Here is a 16,864-nt window from a genome sequence, read left to right as displayed (position 1 = left end):
GATGACAGAGCGATGGATCGACGTTCGTGAATACGCGGAGTTTGGTGCAGGGCACATTGCGGGTTCGACGCTTGTTCCCCTCGGCACACTGAGCCTTACCTGTCAGGCCTGGGATGAGACCGACCGCATCACGCTGATCTGCAAGAGTGGACGCCGAGCGGCGCAAGCGAAGGAAGCACTCGTATCGAAAGGCTTCGCGTCTGTCGCGGTGCTCGAAGGCGGGATGGATGGCTGGATTGCTGCGGGTAGCCCCGTCGTCCGCGCCGAACGGGCACCATGGGCCATGGAACGGCAGGTAAGAGTGGTGGCCGGATCACTCGTTCTGCTCGGTATGATCATGGGCTTCCTGGTATCGCCGTGGCTTTATCTGCTCTCTGCGGTCGTCGGCGCGGGGCTGGTCTTTGCCGGCGTCAGTAACACCTGCATGATGGCTTCGTTGTTAGCGAAATTCCCCTGGAATCGTCCCTCTCGTTGAAACGGGCGCAAGGGCGCCGATGCAAATACAGAACCCGGTTGGACCGAGTGTTATTCGGGCCAACCGGGTTTTGTGTGGTGCGACTTCAGTTACGTACAACGTTGGACCAGCGGAGAGTGCTTAGAAAGCCACGCGAAGGCTGAACTGGAACTGACGTCCCAGGTCATAGGTGCCGCCCTTGGTCTTGCTCTGTCCAAACGTACCGGAGGTGTAGGTGAGATCCGGGTTGTCGGCAGTGGGCTTGTTCAGCAGGTTGAAGGCTTCCGCACGGAAGTTCAGCTGCGTGCTGTCGTGGCCAGGGATCAGCGTCCACGCCTTGTTCAGCGCAGCGCTGTAGCTCTGGAAGCCAGGTCCCTGAATCTGATTTCTCGTTCCGCGCGGCGCAAAGCGACCGGCGTACGTGGAATTCAGAACAGCGTTGGACGTTACGAAGGCGCTCGTATCGAACCACGTTGCCGTGCTCGACTGACCCGCAAAGTTCTTGGAGGTCGAGACTGACTTTGTGGTGGGAACCAGCTGGTTTCCCGAACCAGGTCCGACACCCGCAAAGTCAACCGTGGTGGTCACGTTCAACGGTGCGCCCGTCTGAGCCTGCAGGGTACCGGAGAACTGCCAGTGACCGAGCGCTGCGCGGTTGATGAAGTGCGACGAGTGGTTGAACTGGTCGATGTTGTAGACGAAGTTCGCAAGGAACACGTGACGGCGATCAAAGTCTGCACGGCCGTAGTTGATGTTCTTGTCAAATGCGTTGGGCAGATTGGTGCCATTGCTGGAACCAAAGTCCATCGCCTTCGACCACGTGTACGCCACACCCAGGAGCAGACCCTTGGTGAGACGGCGACGGAAGTTTGCCTGCAGCGAGTGGTAGTTGGAAGAACCGCTGTTGGTCGCCTGGTTGATGTTGCTGAAGCCCTTGTAGGGGCGCAGCGCATCCTGGTTGACGCCAGGATTAGCCTGCACGGTTCCAGGCTGAAGCTGGTTCACGTTCAGGATGTTCTCCAGGTGAATGCCCTTACGACCGGCATAGGCCAGGGTCAGCACGCCGAGGGAAGGGAACTCCTGTTCGACGGTTGCATTCCAGTTGTATGCCTCTGGGCTGGGGTAGTTGAAGGCCTGCGACGAGTAGTTCAGCGGGAAGTTGTTGACTCCCACACCACCCGGTGCATTGACGCTACCCAACTGCACGGTTGACGACGGCTGGAAGGGCGTGTTGCCACCCGTAAAGACGTTGTCCGTGATGCCTAGGCGCTGCACGTAACGTCCACCACCTGCACGGATCACCATACCGGGGTGCGGCTGATAGGTGATGCCGAAGCGCGGCTGGATGTTCGTTTTCACCGTTGGCGAGTACTGGTTGCTGTAGCCGCGGAAGAGGTACGAGTAGCCGTTTGCCAGAATGTCAGCAGAAACGTGTCCCTGCGCGCTGCCGGGGAAGCTGCTGCCCGGGATAACGACGCCGTTCAAGCGCTGCTGATCGCTGCCGGTAACAACACCGGTCGCGCGATTGACCGTTGCCTGATTGCCGGTGTTGTAGTCCTTCTGGCTGAAGACGGACTGGTTGCCCCACTTGGCGTAGTACGGGTTGTAGAAGCTGTAACGGATACCTGCCTCAACCACGAGGTTGGGTGTCACGCGCCATGCATCCTGCGCAAAACCCTCGTACATCCATGCCCGGTAGACGGTGTAGGAACGCTGACCGATTTCGCCGTATTGATCGAAGAGACCCAATGCGGCGTTCGCTACGCCGACCTTGCTCGAGGTGCCACCGACCCGCGAGTCTGTGAAGGTGAACTTGCCGTTCTGGTTGTTCGTCGATCCAGGCGTGTTTGAGACCGTGATCTGATCGAAGTTGTTCTCACCGGAGTACTCGGCAACCACGCCAAACTTCAGCGTGTGGTTCCCGATGACCTTGGTGAGGTTATCGGCGATCGTGTAGACGATACCGCCCGAACGCGACGGGTAAGGACCGCCGTCCAGCAGGTCGAAGTTGGGGAGCTGAACCGTCGGGATCTTGTTGGGGATCGTCTTGGTGGCAGACGAGTACAGATACGGATAGTTGATGCCGTAGCGGGTACGGTCAAACAGTCCGCTGGACTGATCGATACCGATGGTCACGTGATCCGAAGCGGCAGAGAAGATCGCTTCGTTCACCGTGGTCGGGTTGATCGTCCACGAATAGTGCACGACGCCGATCTGGTTCGGACGGTCGAAGATACGCGGATTGCGGTTGAAGTTGCCGTAGTGCGGCTCAAACTGGTGATAGTTGTAGTTCAGGATGCTGAGGCGAACGCGATGTGCGTCTGCCGGTACCCAGTCAACCACCAGTGTGTCCTTGCGCTGCGTCTGCTGCTGCGTCGCGGCGTCCACCCAGTTGTAGTTGGGGCCTGCTGCATTAGCATCCGGGAAAGCCTTCAGAAGACCCAGGCCGTTGGCGCTGAGATCGGTCGTCGGGATGACGTTGCCAGCATAGTTGGCGCCGGTGGTCGGGTTCACAATCTGCTGCGCACCGCTGTAGAAGATGTTCGGTGCGAGCAGTTCGCTGAAGTTACCGGTGCGCATCAGCGCGGTCGGAACGCGGCGGAAGACGGTGTCGGCATTGTTGTACCGCACGTACTCCTGGCCGAACAAGAAGAACAGGTGCTGCTTGCTCTTGTTGAAGAAGCCGGGGATGTACAGCGGGCCGTTGATGTTGAAGCCGAACTGGTTGTAACGGAAAGCTGCCGGGTGGTTCCGGATGCTCGCGTCGTTGGTGGGGAGCTTGCGCTGCCAGGTGTTTGCATTGAAGAAGTTGTTACGCAGGTACTCGAACACCGAACCGTGGAAGTCCTGTGTGCCGCTCTTGGGAACCATGCGGACCTGGCCGCCTGCCGTGCGACCGTACTCAGCCTGGTAGCTGCTGGTGAGGATCTGCACCTGCGAGGTGGAGTCCACGTCGGCGACGCCAACGCTGGTGCCGTTGGAACGGGTACGCACCATGGGTGCGCCGTCCAGTGTGATGACGCTCTCCTGCGAACGTGAGCCACCGATGTTCAGGCCGTTGTCCAGACCGAACGAGAACGATGCCATCGGCGCATTCCGTACGACGCCGGGCTCCAGCTGAGCAAGGTACAGCGGGTTACGGCCGTTGAGCTGAATGCTCTTGACCTGCTCCTGCGTGACGAGCTGACCGACGACGGCGCTCTCCGTCTGCACGGTGTTGATGTTGGCTTCGACGTTCACCGAGGTGCCGGCATCGCCGACCTTCATGCTGATGTCGACGTGCTTGCCGATGCTGGGATCCACCGCAACTGCGGTCAAGGTAACGGACTGGAAGCCCGCGGACTCGATCTTGACCGAGTAGTTGCCCGGACGGACGTTCGGAACCGTGAAGTTACCGCTCGCGTTGGTGGTGACGACGATGTCGGAACCGGTTGCGTCGCTGTGGATTGTTGCCTTTGCGTTGGGGAGCAGTGCGCCCGATGCGTCGGTCACCGTTCCCGATAGGGATGAAGCGTCTGATTGCGCCACAGCGCTATGCGCCAGGGGAATCAGCATAGAAGCCGCAAACAGCGACCTCATTGCGAATCGTGAGGAATACATCAAAAGCCTCCAAAGAAAAACAGAAAACGTAAGTTCAAAACATGGATGAATCGTATTGTGTAGCGTTGACTTTTTACCCGCTTGAAACTATCACTGTCAAGCAATTTTCGAGCTCTAGCGGCAATCTATGAAAGTCTGGAAGTTGATGAAAAATCATATACTTGTGGTCATATGTAAAAGGACAGAGAATCAGTCGCGGACAGAAGCGCTCTAAGTGGTTCCACTGACCGTAAAGTCGGCATATTCTCTCGATATGCGCCGCCTCCTGATCCTGCTCACCCTCTCATCCAACCTCATCGCGGTATGTCAATCTCCCGTGAAAACGGTGGCGCAGACGCCCGAACGCCATGAATTTGTTCTTCACAACTTCAAAACCGAGTCCGGGGTCGTCCTTCCCGAAGCCCACATCGTCTACGGCACGACCGGCACGCTCAACGCCGATCACTCCAATGCGGTCCTGCTTCCTTCGCACTACATGGCCAACCTTACGGGCTACCAATTCCTAGTAAAGTCGCCCGACTACCCGAAAGGCGCCCTCGACCCTTCAAAGCTCTTCCTCATCACCTCCGAGCTCTTCGGCAACGGCCGCAGCTCTTCTCCGTCGAACACCCCGCCGCCCTTCGACGGACCACGCTTTCCGGTCATGACCATCCGCGATAACGTAAACGCTGTGCACCAGATGCTCATCGAGCAACTGCACATCCAGCACCTGCGCGCGGTCATTGGCTTTTCCATGGGGGCGCAGCAGGCTTTTCAGTGGGCAGTCAGCTACCCCACATTCATGGACCGGGCCGTCGCGACAAGCGGCACCGCCAAAACCTACGGCCACGGGATCGTTCGGCTTGAAGGCCAGATCGCCGCGCTCACCGCCGACCCTGCCTTCATGAACGGCGAGTACAAGACCGAGCCGGAGAAGGGACTTGAGGCCTTCGGCATGGTCTGGGCCGGCTGGCTCTACTCGCAGGAGTGGTGGCGCAAGGAACTCTGGCGCACCACCGCAGCGCCCGGCACCACCTTCGAGCAGTACATGTTCAGCTTCCGCAAACGCTTCAGCGCCGACGCGAACAACTACATCCTGCAGGCGCGCACCTGGGAGTCGAACAACGTCGGCAATACGACACTGGCGGAGGGAAAACCGACCAACTTCAATGGCGATGTCGAGCAGGCCCTTCGATCGATCGAGGTTCCGTTCCTCTACATGCCCTCAGCCACGGATCTTTACTTCCCCCTGGAAGACGCAAGATACGAAGCGGCCTTCATCCCGCACGTCACGCTGACACCCATCCCATCTCTGTGGGGCCACCCTGCCGGAGCCGGAGCCAGCCCAGCCGACAGAACGTTCCTCAATGAACAAATCACCGCCTTTCTGAATCATTGATTCCGCGATGGATGAGTCAAAACTATTTCAATGACGCGTAAATCGATGGCGTTTGGCGGATTCCGTTTGTTGTAGGTCGCCTATGAATATTCATTTAATTCTTGTGGTGCAAGGCGAGATATCGCTATGCGAGCCTCATTTTCAACAACTTGAGATTGGCCCTTGGATTGCCAATACTACTGCGGGCCCCCACCCAGTCAGCTCGACAAACTAGGAGTATTCATTGAAGCGTTCCCCCTTCATGCCAGTTTTGGCCGTCGCGGCCTCGTGCGTTCTCGCAAACGGAATGGCTTTCGCGCAGACCAGTAAAGGCGCCATCTCCGGCGTAGCGAAAGATCCCAGCGGAGCCGCAATCGGCCAGACCGTCATCACCATCAAGGGCGAACAGACGGGCGAAACCCGTACCCTGACGACCGGTGCCGATGGTTCCTTCCGAGTCGACGCACTCAGCCCGGAAAACTACACGATCAGTGCAGAGCATGAGGGCTTCTCGAAGTTCACGGCGCAGCACGTCTCCGTTGGCTCCTCGACAGTTACCACGTACAACGTGACCTTGAATGTTGGTTCGCGCGGCGACACCATCACGGTGGAAGCATCGGGCGAGACGCTTAATACCGAAAACGGCCAGCTCGCCGGAACGATCAGCGCTAACGAGCTCGCAAAGCTCCCCGTATTCACGCTGAATCCGCTGGAACTGGCATCGACCGTTCCAGGCGTACAGACTGTCCCTGCCCCCGACACTAATCAGTTGAGTAACGGCGTTAACCTCCAGGTGGATGGCGCGCGTCCCCGTTCGAACAACTTCCTGCTGGACAGTCAGGAGATCAATGACGTCGGCATCGGCGGTCAAGCATTTCAGCCGAACATCCCCGACCTCTATGAGAACCTGACGGTCCTGACCAGCGTCGCCTCGGCAGAGTTTGGCCGTTCGGGCGGTGGCGTGTTCAATCTGGTCACCAAATCGGGATCGAATTCCTTCCACGGTTCGGTGTATGACCGTTACACGAGCGCAGGCCTGAACGCTGTTCCGAACTCCCTCCGCGGTACAGACACACCCAACCCGCGTCAGACGAGCCACACCATCGGAGCAACGGGCGGCGGCTACATCATCAAGGACAAGCTCTTTGTCTACGGTGGCACACAGTTCCAGCGCTTCTACGGCAACACTCAGATCAGCCCCGTGACGTTACCCACTGCCGCAGGCGTGGCAACACTGAACAGCCTGACGGGCGTCTCCGCGCAGCAGGTGGCACTGCTGAAGCAATACACCGCGAACAACGCCTACCTAGGCTCGTACGCCCAGGTGACGAATCAGCCGACGTCAAACGTCAATATTGGAGTGCAGCCGGGTTGCGCGGCCAGTGCGCAGGGTGGAAATTGCTTCGTTGAAGAAGCACTCTTTCAGCGTCCTGCGGCTGCTCTGCAGAATCCGGATACACAATGGAGTGTTCGAGTTGACTTCAAGCCAAGCGACAAGGACTCCTTCTACTTCCGTTACCTGCATGACCGTCAGCTTCTGACGCCGGATTTCTTCGCGAACGAAGCTGGTGGCGCACTGGGACTGGACACACAGCAGGGCGGCACCTCGGAACTGGGTGCCGGTAGCTGGACACACGTCTTCACGGGCAACGTTCTGAACGAACTGCGTGTCAGTGAAACGCGCATCAACTTCTCGTTTGCACCCACAGCCGCTACCCTGGCGAATCCCGCCTACTCGTTGCCTCTGCTGAACCTGCCAGGATTTCCCTCCTCGTCTCTCGGTCCCCAGACGGGAGCTTTCCCGCAGGGACGTGCTGAAGATCTGTACCAGGTGCAGGACACCTTCACCTACACGCACGGTCGCCAGTCCATCCGCGCAGGCTTCGATATTGGCCGCCAGTTAGAGAAGGACACCATCGGTGTGAACGCTGGCACGATCAACTACGCGAAGGGAACTGCCCAAAGCGCACTGCAGAACTTCCTTGCGAACCAGACCGGATCCTCCGGCAGCGTTACCAAGACGATCGGACCCCGCCGTACCGATCCGCACGTATGGCGTTCCGGCTTCTTCTTTCAGGACGACGTGAAGTTCGCACCGAACTTCACTGTGAACCTGGGCATGCGTTACGACTACACGGGTAACCCGGAAAACTCCCTGGCCTACCCTGGTATCGACGAGAGCAACCCCTACCAGCCGCTTACCACGGTCGTCCGAGTAAAGAACGACAAGAACAATCTTTCCCCGCGCATCGGTTTCGCGTACACGCCGAATCAGGGCGGTATGTTCGGTTCGGGCAAGACGGTACTGCGTGGCGGCTTCGGCATGTTCTACGACAGCTATTTCTCGAACTTTGTGACGAACGCTGCGCAGTCTGCTCCGAATGCTATCGCAGGTTCGCTCACCAGCAACACCGGTGTGGGCATTGCGAATGCGAATGCAGCACTGGCGAGCTTCACTCCCACGCTGAACACGAATGCAAGTCAGACGACAGTTTCGAGCAATCTCCGGAATCCGGTGAGCTATCAGTACAACCTGGGCATCGAGCAGTCGGTAGCTAATGCGATTCTTGCTGTGCGTTATGTGGGCGTTCGCTCGTACGACCTGTTTGCAAATTCAACCCTGAACCCGTTTAGCGGCGTTACGGGAACGCGCCTGAATACGTCGCGCGGTGCCATCACCGTGCGCGATAACTCTGCTTCCGGCAACTACAACGGCCTGCAGACCGAGTTCTCGCGCCGCTTTGGTTCGTACCTGTCGGTTCACGCGAACTACACCTTCAGCAAGAGCCTCGATAACGGTTCGGAAATCTTCGCTATCGGCGACAGCAACACGTCCGCACCTGCGATCCTGGGACCCGTGGGACGCCGGCAGGAGTATGCACCGTCTGCCTTCGACCACCGTCACTACGCATCGATCTCGTATGCCTTCACCCCCAAGGGCTTCCACGTTGCGAATAAGTTCGCTGATACCATCGTCGGCGCACTGACCCGTAACTACACTTTTGCCGGTGTGGAGCAGTTCCAGAGTGGTTCCTACGGTACCTTCCGCCTTGGTTCTCTGGATAACAACGGAGACGGATCCGCTGCGAACGATCGTCCGATACTTGGGAATGCTCGTGCACCGTTCCAGACAGTCGGCATCGACGGTAGCTTTGTTGGTGGCACTCCCGGTGTCTACTACAACAATGTTGCGTTCAACGATCCCAGCAATGGTGCCTTGATTCCGGTCACTGCAGACCAAGTACACTTCCTGATCCCGAACAACCGGTCCGGGCAGTTCAACTCGCGGTTGCTGGGACGCAACAGCTTTTCCAACCCCGGCACCACACGCAACGACATTACTGTTCAGAAGGGCTTCGGCACGGGGCTGCTTGGCCTGGAGCGCGGTCTCCTCCTGCTGCGCATGGATGTCCAGAACATCGCTAATCACAACGATCGTGGACCGTACCTGGAAACCGACATCCTGCAGTACGGCACCGGCCCGACCAGCTTTGAAACGCAATCGCTGGCTCGCCAGGGTTCCCTCGGCAGAAACATTGTTCTCTGGGGCAAGTTCACCTTCTAACCAACACCTGAACAAGACCAAACGCTCCCGGGGTAACTCCCGGGAGCGTTTTTCTTTGATTCCGACCTGGTCTGTCTTCCCACCGGAAAGGGAAGAAACGATGAAGCTATCTGGTGGTCTGAGTTACGAGACGATTGCAAGGTAGGCACTTACTTTTGACCTTTGCCCGGAGACTAATTACTTTGTCTTCATGCTTAGATCCATCATGCTCTTCTGCGTGCTCGCCACCCCTTTGACTACACTTCACGCGCAGACGAACGATGCGACGGTCGACATGTTGAAGAAGCTCTCCGATGCGCCGGGACCTCCTGGAGCGGAAGAGCCAGTGCGAGCCATTATGTACCCGGTGATGAAGCAAAACTCATCCTCCATCAAGTTCGACGGCCTGGGTTCTGTCATCGCGCAGCAGGGAAGTGCGGGGCCGCGGATCATGGTGGACGCGCACATGGATGAGCTCGGAGGTATGGTCCGTCGGGTGACGCCAAACGGCTTCCTCACGATGCAGATGCTGGGAGGCTGGCTTGACCAGGCGTTGGTCGATCAGCGTTGGATCATTCTCGGCAGCAAGGGACCCGTCCACGGCGTCACCGGCATCCGTGACATTCATGTGGTCCCGGCGGATGAGCGGACCAGGGTGTATCCCCGTGACAGCCTGATGCTGGACATCGGCGCGAAGAACGCTGCGGAAGCTGCTGCGATGGGCATAGAGCCCGGCGATCCAGTCGTGCCCGATGCGCCCTTCATGGTGCTGAATGGAACGGATAACTATCTTGGCAAAGCGTGGGATGACAGAATCGGATGTGCCGTGTTGCTCGCAGCGATGCAACGTACGAAAGGCACCAACGTCGGAAATCAGATCTTCTACGTGGCTACGACACAAGAGGAGATTGGACTGCGTGGCGCCAGAACAGCCGCGCAGTTAGTAAAACCAGATATCGGCATCGCGATCGAGGGCGGCATCGTTGGAGACACGCCCGGAAGCCGACCGGAGGAGACGCAGGCGAAGCTCGGCGGTGGCCCCGGTATCTTCCTGTATGACTCAAGTGCACTGGCGAATCGCAAGCTCGTCGCGCAGGTTAAGAAGGTGGCCGCAGAGCGCAAGATTCCGCTGCAATACGATCTGGTGCAGGGCTACGGAGATGATTCTGCCGAGATGCAGGTCAGCAACGGCGGCGTGCCGACGATCAACATCGTCGTGCCCGTGCGGTACACACACGCTCACAATGGCATCGTGAACCGGAAGGATTTCGATCAGACGGTGGACTTTGTCGTTGCACTGCTTCAGAGTCTTACGCAGAGTACCGTGAATGACCTGCGGGACTTCACGCCATCTAATTGATCGCGGACAGGGAAACGACACCTGACTGCCCACTGCATTACGATGGTGCCGTTCGCTCCGGGAGAAACACAATGCCGCAGCCACAACTCAGCGCAGGGCATCTTTCGCGAAGGAACTTTCTGCAGCTCTGGAGCCTTGCTACTGCGGCCACCCTCTGCGATCCGCGTGCGTTCGGCCAGGCTCGCGTTCCGCAGTCCAGGCTCGCCAGTGACACCATGCGTCCGCAGTTCCACCTCATGCCGGCGCGCGGATGGATGAACGATCCGAACGGCCCTATCTACGCACATGGCCGTTACCACATCTTCTGTCAGCACAATCCCGAGGCCGCCGTGTGGGGCAACATGAGCTGGGCTCACATGGTCAGCGACGATATGATTCACTGGCGGCACCTGCCATTGGCCATCGCACCGACACCCAACAGCATCGACTCCTACGGCATCTTCTCCGGTTCATGTCTCATCGTCGGCAAACGCGTTTACGCGGTCTATACCGCGACCGAACTCAGCGATGCGGCGCACGCGACCACACGCGGCAAGCCCAACTTCCGTGAGTCCCAGCGCCTCGCATGGTCCGACGATCCCATGCTGCTCCACTGGACGAAAGAACCCGACGCGATTGTTCCCACACCACCCGCTGACCTTCATGAAGTTACCGGCTTCCGAGACCCGTCTATCTGGCAGCAGGGCGGCGTTTATTACATGACCGTCGGCGCCGGCGAGTCCGGTAAGGGGGGCTGCGTACTCATCTATAGCTCACGCGATCTCAAGCGCTGGAGCTACCTTCATAAGTTCGCAGAAGGGGAATGGCACGGCACCGTCCAGGATGACAAGGTCGCCTCCGGTGAGATGTGGGAGTGTCCGGACTTCTTCGCGCTCGATGGCGGTCACGTCCTCATCTACTCCACCGAAGGCAAGGTCTACTGGCAGTCTGGCAAGCTCGACACGGAGACGATGCGCTTCCAGGCGAGCAAGACCGGCGTGCTTGACCTCGGCACCTACTACGCGCCGAAGACGCAGCTCGACGCTCATGGAAATCGCATCCTGTGGGGCTGGATCCCTGAGCGACGCCCGGAGTCCGATACCGTTGCAGCAGGCTGGGCCGGCGTGATGAGCCTGCCGCGTGTGCTCCATCTGGATGCCGATGGCACGCTTCGGATGGACACCCTGCCCACCCTTCAAGCCCTGCGCGGCGCACCTGTCTCGGTCTCCACCTCCAACCTGACACAACGCGTCCGCTTGCCCAAATCAAATGGCGAGATACTCGCGACACCGGCACCACGAGTCAACGCGCAGTGCATCGTCCGCAACGCAGCCGACAACACGGAGATTGCCGCTGTTCACTATGACTCGGCAACGCATCGCTTTCACGCGGGCGATCAATCCTTCGAGCTCCATGCGACCGACACCGCCGACATCCATCTTTTCGCGGACGGTTCTGTTCTGGAGTTCATCCTCGGCCATCGTGCGGGCTGCACCAGGCGCTTCTATCTTCCCAACGCGCCTGACCTTCTCATCGAAATGAGCGGTGTCGCCAAGGCTGCCGCATGGCCCCTCCGCCCAATCTCACCGGATCGCCTCACCACGCTTCCGCAGGCGTAACGTCCTGGCTCTAGCCGCCGCTCCCATTCCAGAAGGAACGCTACGGTATCGCATGGAGCGCAGGAGCTGCACTCGAATTCAGTTTCTGTAACGCATCGAGTTCGCGAGCGGCATCCTCGTCGCGTTTCATCACACGATAGGTCTGCGCCAGCAGGTTGTGAGTGATGGCTGAGGCTGGATCCATCGTTTCGGCCTTTTGAAGATAAGTGAGCGCGGCCACAGCATCGCCCTGGCGCAGCGCCGTCCGACCAAGAAGGATGTACGGCCCGGTGGCATTCGGCTCCAGGAGCACGGCCCGCTGCAGCGCAACCTGCGCCTCAGCGAACTTCCCCTGTCGACCAAGCAGATCACCCAGCCGCTCATAGGGAGCGGCTTCCAGCGGGTTCGTTGCGGACTCCTGCTGAAACTCTGCCTGCGCCTCTTCAAAGCGGCCACCAGCCAGCGCGATCTCGCCGAGCAGTTCATGTGCAAGCGGTAACTTCGGATCGCGGCGGACCGCTTCCTTCGCGAAGCCTTCTGCAACCGGCAACAACTCCCGGCGAAACAACATGCGGCCCGCAAGCAGGTACGCTGCCGCAGACTCTGGAGCAAGTCCGTATTGCGTCGCGTACGCACGCCGCGCATCTTCGTACCGATGCGCTTCGACGTAGCAGAGCGCCAGGACATACGTTGGATCTGCCTTCCCCTGCGCGCTGCCGTGGGCGCCCTCAAGGAGGGGAATCGCCTCTTGCGGACGCCCCAGGCGGTAGAGTGTCAGACCGCGCATCTGCGCTGCCTCTTCATCGTGCGAATCCTGGCTGAGAGCATCTGCGAAGGCCGCGTCAGCTTCGGGAAAGCGATTGAGGTTGTAGAGCGCGATGCCCCGAACTCGCGCAACGCCGGCAAGCTTCGGCCGCGATGCCACGAGCGTATCCAGCTGCTGCAGTGCCTCCACGCCCCGGCCTGAGTTCGCGAGCACTTGCAGCTTGTCGAGAGTCTCCGTCGACTGCGCGCACGTGTTCGACGTGAGCACGGCGAAGAGGAAGAGCGCGGATAGGGGTTGCTGGCGCATATCGAAGCGATCTCCATCATAGAAAAGAAGGGGAAGTGCATGACGCACTTCCCCCTGGGAATCGGAGATTCAGCTTGACCTTAGAACTGGATTCGCACTGCAAACTGCATCTGCCGCGGGTTCGCACCGTTGACGAATGGACCGGCGGTGATGGTGCCGCCAGTCTCCAGCGATCCCCCAGGATTGCCGAAGTTGATGTGATTAAAGGCGTTGAAGGCATCCGCACGAAGCTGGAAAGAGTAACGTTCCCGGATAGTGAAGTTTTTCAGGAGCGATAGATCTGTCGTGAACAAGCGCGGTCCATAGACCGTGTTTCGCCCGAGGTTGCCCACGGTGTCCAGCGCCGGTGCGCTGAAACCGTAGGGGTTGTTCGTAAGCGTGCCGGTGGTGAAGTACCTCAGGTTCGCTCCGGGACGGCCGGTGACCGTCTTGTAGAAACGCGTGGCTTCGCCATTCGGCTGGCTTGGTGCACTGCCCGGTACCCAGTTGCCTGAGTTATTCGAGGTGATGGTGAACGGCAATCCGCTGGAGTAAGTCACGACCGGGTTGATCTGAAATCCACTTACGATCTGATTCAGTATCCCCGTCGCATTTCCCAGGAACATCTTGTTTTGCCGAAGGGTAGCTCGAACAGGCCGTAACCAGTGATCTGCGACCGACGGAGCGCACCGTCATTGCCACGAACGATGTTCTTGTCCCAAGTGGAGAAGCCAGTGCTCTGGCTGATCGCCTGTTGCAACGCATAGTTAACGTTGAAGCTGTAGCCATGAGTCATCGACTTGGTGAGCGTCACCTGCAATGCGTTGTAGTGCGTGTTGAGGTCATCGCTGAAATTGGTGATGCCCTGCGTCCATCCGCAGGCCCCTGGCACGACAGTCCCTGCAGCATTGGTGGCGTTGGTGTTACCAGCGCAGGCAGGCAGCTTCCCACCGTAGTACCGCGTGAGGTAGGTCTGATTCTTGGTGCCGCCATTCGCAGAGATGCCATTGGCAACGGACGGGTCATAGTGCAGTGTGGCGCCGTTGATGCTATAAGCGGCAGGCAGCGTAATGGCAGCCTCATTGGGATTGGTAGTGTTGCCCGAGACGTCGCCGAAGGTGTGCGTGCCCTTATTGCCCACATAGGCGATGGTCATCGACAGCGTCGGCGTCAGAGACTGCTGCAGGCTCGCATTCCAGGCATCCAGCGTTGGCAGGCGGAGGGGATCAGGACGCGTGCGTGAGGTGACCTGATCACCGGGGTTGGGCAACAACCCGTTGGCAGGTACCGTAACCGGGGTTGGAGCGGCAGGACCTGCCGCCAGGGTGAAGGCAAAGTTGGCGTTGTTTGTGGCGTTGTCCCCGCCGGAGCCTGTGAGCGACTGATTAGCAAGCGTGGGCAGGTTCTGCGTTGCCGCATGACCGAAGATGGAGCCGAACACGCCGATGTCAAAGCTGCGGCCGTAGCCCGCCCGAACGACCGTCCGGTCCGTGACCTGATACGCAATACCGATACGCGGATTGTAGGTGTTCTTCGGCATGCCGTAGTTCATGTTGGAGCCGATATTGCCGAAGCCGGCGACGCGCAAAAAGCCTGTATTCAGATCAAGCAACGAACCATTGCCTTTACCGTTGACTGCTTCCGGGAAGTACAACTCGTAGCGAAGACCGTAATTAAAGGTGATCTTCGGCGTGATGCGCCACGTGTCCTGCGCATAGAAAAAGTCACGCTTCTGAAACTCTTTCGCGTTGGTCGAGGTGCTGACGTAGCGCTGGAAGGTTGTGACATCACCCAAGACGAAGGTTGCAAAGCCGAGACCGTTGGTCGCGTTCCCACCGCTGGTGGGGCCTGTGCCGAAGCGAAGTTCACCGGTGCGGTTGTTATCGCTTGGGACGCGCAGATTGCGCGCGTAGCGTAAATCGGCACCGAACTTGACGGAGTGATTCCCGAAGGTTTTCGTCCAGTTATTGGCTAGTTGGAACTGGTCCTCTCGCTGCGTGAGTGTGCAGTTACAGCGATTAATGTTGAGACCGGAACCATACTGCGGTCCGACAGACTGGCTGTTATTGGGACCGCCGAAGGCTCCGACTTCCGTAATGTTCCAAGCGGGTGAGCCGCTGGTAAAGACGCTTCCGGTATTGAGGCCGGGGATGCCGAGTGTCGTTGCGGAGTTCTGACCTCCGTCAAACTTCGACGTCGCAATGTTGTAGCGGAAGTAGCCCAGGCGAACGTCGGTGATCAGGCTATTGCTGAGCACCACGTCCACGCCCGCTGCGGCACTGGAGTTCGCGCCCTTGGAGGTGCCGCCATAGCCGCCAAGACCAAAGCCCGCACCGCCCGCCACGCCGAAGGCAACAGGGCCGGTGAGTGTGTCGGTGAAGCGACTGAAGCGGCCGAAAGCATGAATTCGATCGCTGGCCGTGTAGTCACCGCGAACGTCCCACTGGTCGCTGTTAAACAGGCCGGTACCGTTACCGGAGTAGTTCTGTGTGAGGCCACGATTGCTGCCGGACGTGTTCGGAGCATAGGGCTGTAATTGCTTCAACAGAGCGAGTGCCGGCTGCGAAAGTTGCGCCGTCGGAATGACGTTATTGGTGTAGCCCGTCGCTGTTCCGGGACGGAAGATGAATGGCTGCGCGACGGGGGTGAAGTTGCCGACGACCGATCCACCTGCGGCTGGGGCGGAGAAGTAGTTTGCGTATTCCGTGAAGTCGCAGCCGGGGATTCCGCTGAGTGCCGTGGCCTGGCCAAGACAGGTCTGGATCAGGTGCTGTGTGGGAACGGTCTGCAGAATCGAAGATCCCACCTTCTGACGGACGCCTTGGTAGTCGCCGAAGAAGAAGAGGCGGTCTTTGAGGATTGGGCCGCCAAGCGATCCGCCGAACTGGTTCTTCAGGCCGACGGGAACAGCGGACTTCGTGGATTGCACGAACGGGTCGCGCGCCAAGTTGGCGTTGGACTGGCGATAGTCAAACGCAGATCCATGGAAAGCATTGGTCCCGGACTTCGTCTGCGCAGTCACGACGGATGAGACGGCTTTGCCGAACTCCGCGTCGAAGTTCTGCGTTGTGATCTTGGTTTCGGACAGCGAATCAGCGTTTGGATTGACGACGATGATTCCTAGAATCGGATCCTGGTTGTCGGTACCGTCAAGCTGGAAGGCGGTTCCCGCGAACGCCTGGCCGTCCACTTCGATCTGCTTCGACCCCTGGGGGTTCTCGCTGGCTGCGTGGCTCCACGTCAGTTCCTGCGCACCCGGCAAGAGGAGTTGTAAGCCGGTGAAGTTACGGCCGGCGATAGGCAGGTCGACGATCTCTTTCGCCGTGAGAGTGGTTGAGACGTCGGAGCGATCTGCCTTCAGTTGTGGCTGCTGATCTGCACGGACCTGGATGGTTTCGTTCGCGGAACCGACGGCCAGTGGGGCATCGATTTTGGCTGCGGTATCCGCAAAGACGTGGACCGAAGTCTGCTCGAAGCTCTTAAAGCCCTGCATCGTCACCTTGACGGAATAGTCATCGGGTACGAGGTGGTCGGCACGAAAGGCACCGCTCTCATTGGTCTTCACGGTCACCGAAGTGCCTTTGGCGGTATCGGTCACCACAACATCAGCGTTCGGGACTGCGGCACCGGAGTTATCTGTGACCGTGCCGTAGATGGACCCGTACACCGCTTGCGCGTTGACAGTACCCGGGACAGACAGGACCGTGACAGCCAGCGCCAGTCCAAGGCGTCCAAGAACTCTCATGAGACCCTCCTCAAGTGCGACAAGTCGAGGAGCTCTTCGCCGGGTTGGCGATGCATCTCAATGTTCGGGCGCATCACTTCAACGTTTCCGGAGCTTTCGACCGCCGAACATTAATGACGTGGAAAGCCTCCTGTCAATGCTTATTTGTCAAATTTGATAGGGTAAACCGAAGCACG

The 16,864-nt window shown here is 58.9% G+C and carries 7 protein-coding genes and 1 pseudogene; 5 read left to right on the top strand and 3 right to left on the bottom strand.

Translation table 11 applies throughout. From position 1 onward, the window contains the following. The first annotated feature begins 1 nt into the window (after position 1). A complete protein-coding gene (locus TERRO_RS12795) occupies positions 2-475 on the top strand; it encodes a rhodanese-like domain-containing protein (protein WP_014786074.1) in 474 nt (157 codons plus the stop codon). A gap of 120 nt (positions 476-595) precedes the next feature. Here TERRO_RS12795 and TERRO_RS12790 read toward each other — a convergent pair whose 3' ends face one another. Continuing rightward, entirely contained in the window at positions 596-4,054 is a 3,459-nt protein-coding gene (locus TERRO_RS12790) for a TonB-dependent receptor (RefSeq protein ID WP_014786073.1), read from the bottom strand. Positions 4,055-4,307: 253 nt separating this feature from the next. Between TERRO_RS12790 and TERRO_RS12785 the strand changes: the two genes are divergently transcribed. The 4 genes from TERRO_RS12785 to TERRO_RS12770 all read left to right on the top strand — a co-directional run bounded on the left by TERRO_RS12785 (position 4,308) and on the right by TERRO_RS12770 (position 11,913). Further along, a complete protein-coding gene (locus tag TERRO_RS12785; protein WP_014786072.1) occupies positions 4,308-5,432 on the top strand; it encodes an alpha/beta fold hydrolase in 1,125 nt (374 codons plus the stop codon). Between the two features lie 223 nt (positions 5,433-5,655). Further along, the gene (locus TERRO_RS12780; RefSeq protein WP_014786071.1) at positions 5,656-8,976 is read left to right on the top strand and encodes a TonB-dependent receptor; all 3,321 of its coding nucleotides are present in this window, start codon (positions 5,656-5,658) and stop codon (positions 8,974-8,976) included. A 190-nt stretch (positions 8,977-9,166) separates the two neighbouring features. Continuing rightward, entirely contained in the window at positions 9,167-10,315 is a 1,149-nt protein-coding gene (locus TERRO_RS12775; protein ID WP_014786070.1) for a M42 family metallopeptidase, read from the top strand. Positions 10,316-10,386: 71 nt separating this feature from the next. Continuing rightward, positions 10,387-11,913, top strand: coding sequence for a glycoside hydrolase family 32 protein (locus TERRO_RS12770; RefSeq protein ID WP_014786069.1), 1,527 nt, complete (start codon positions 10,387-10,389; stop codon positions 11,911-11,913). A 40-nt stretch (positions 11,914-11,953) separates the two neighbouring features. On the opposite strand, the gene TERRO_RS12765 is transcribed toward TERRO_RS12770, so the two are convergent. Beyond that, positions 11,954-12,964, bottom strand: a complete 1,011-nt coding sequence (locus tag TERRO_RS12765) for a tetratricopeptide repeat protein (RefSeq protein ID WP_014786068.1) — start codon at positions 12,962-12,964, stop codon at positions 11,954-11,956. 80 nt (positions 12,965-13,044) lie between these two features. Further along, a pseudogene (locus tag TERRO_RS12760) lies at positions 13,045-16,688 on the bottom strand (TonB-dependent receptor). Positions 16,689-16,864 lie beyond the last annotated feature (176 nt).

It is taken from the genome of Terriglobus roseus DSM 18391 (assembly GCF_000265425.1).
In the GTDB taxonomy this organism is placed as follows: domain Bacteria; phylum Acidobacteriota; class Terriglobia; order Terriglobales; family Acidobacteriaceae; genus Terriglobus; species Terriglobus roseus.
The sequence above is the reverse complement of the archived record's forward strand: the minus strand, read 5'-3'. Positions and strand labels throughout refer to the sequence as shown.

What these genes read in the sequence shown, in the direction of transcription:
- TERRO_RS12795 (WP_014786074.1), top strand. Translation starts at nt 2, where the DNA reads ATGACAGAGCGATGGATCGACGTTCGTGAATACGCGGAGTTTGGTGCA.
- TERRO_RS12790 (WP_014786073.1), bottom strand. Translation starts at nt 4,054, where the DNA reads ATGTATTCCTCACGATTCGCAATGAGGTCGCTGTTTGCGGCTTCTATG.
- TERRO_RS12785 (WP_014786072.1), top strand. Translation starts at nt 4,308, where the DNA reads ATGCGCCGCCTCCTGATCCTGCTCACCCTCTCATCCAACCTCATCGCG.
- TERRO_RS12775 (WP_014786070.1), top strand. Translation starts at nt 9,167, where the DNA reads ATGCTTAGATCCATCATGCTCTTCTGCGTGCTCGCCACCCCTTTGACT.
- TERRO_RS12770 (WP_014786069.1), top strand. Translation starts at nt 10,387, where the DNA reads ATGCCGCAGCCACAACTCAGCGCAGGGCATCTTTCGCGAAGGAACTTT.
- TERRO_RS12765 (WP_014786068.1), bottom strand. Translation starts at nt 12,964, where the DNA reads ATGCGCCAGCAACCCCTATCCGCGCTCTTCCTCTTCGCCGTGCTCACG.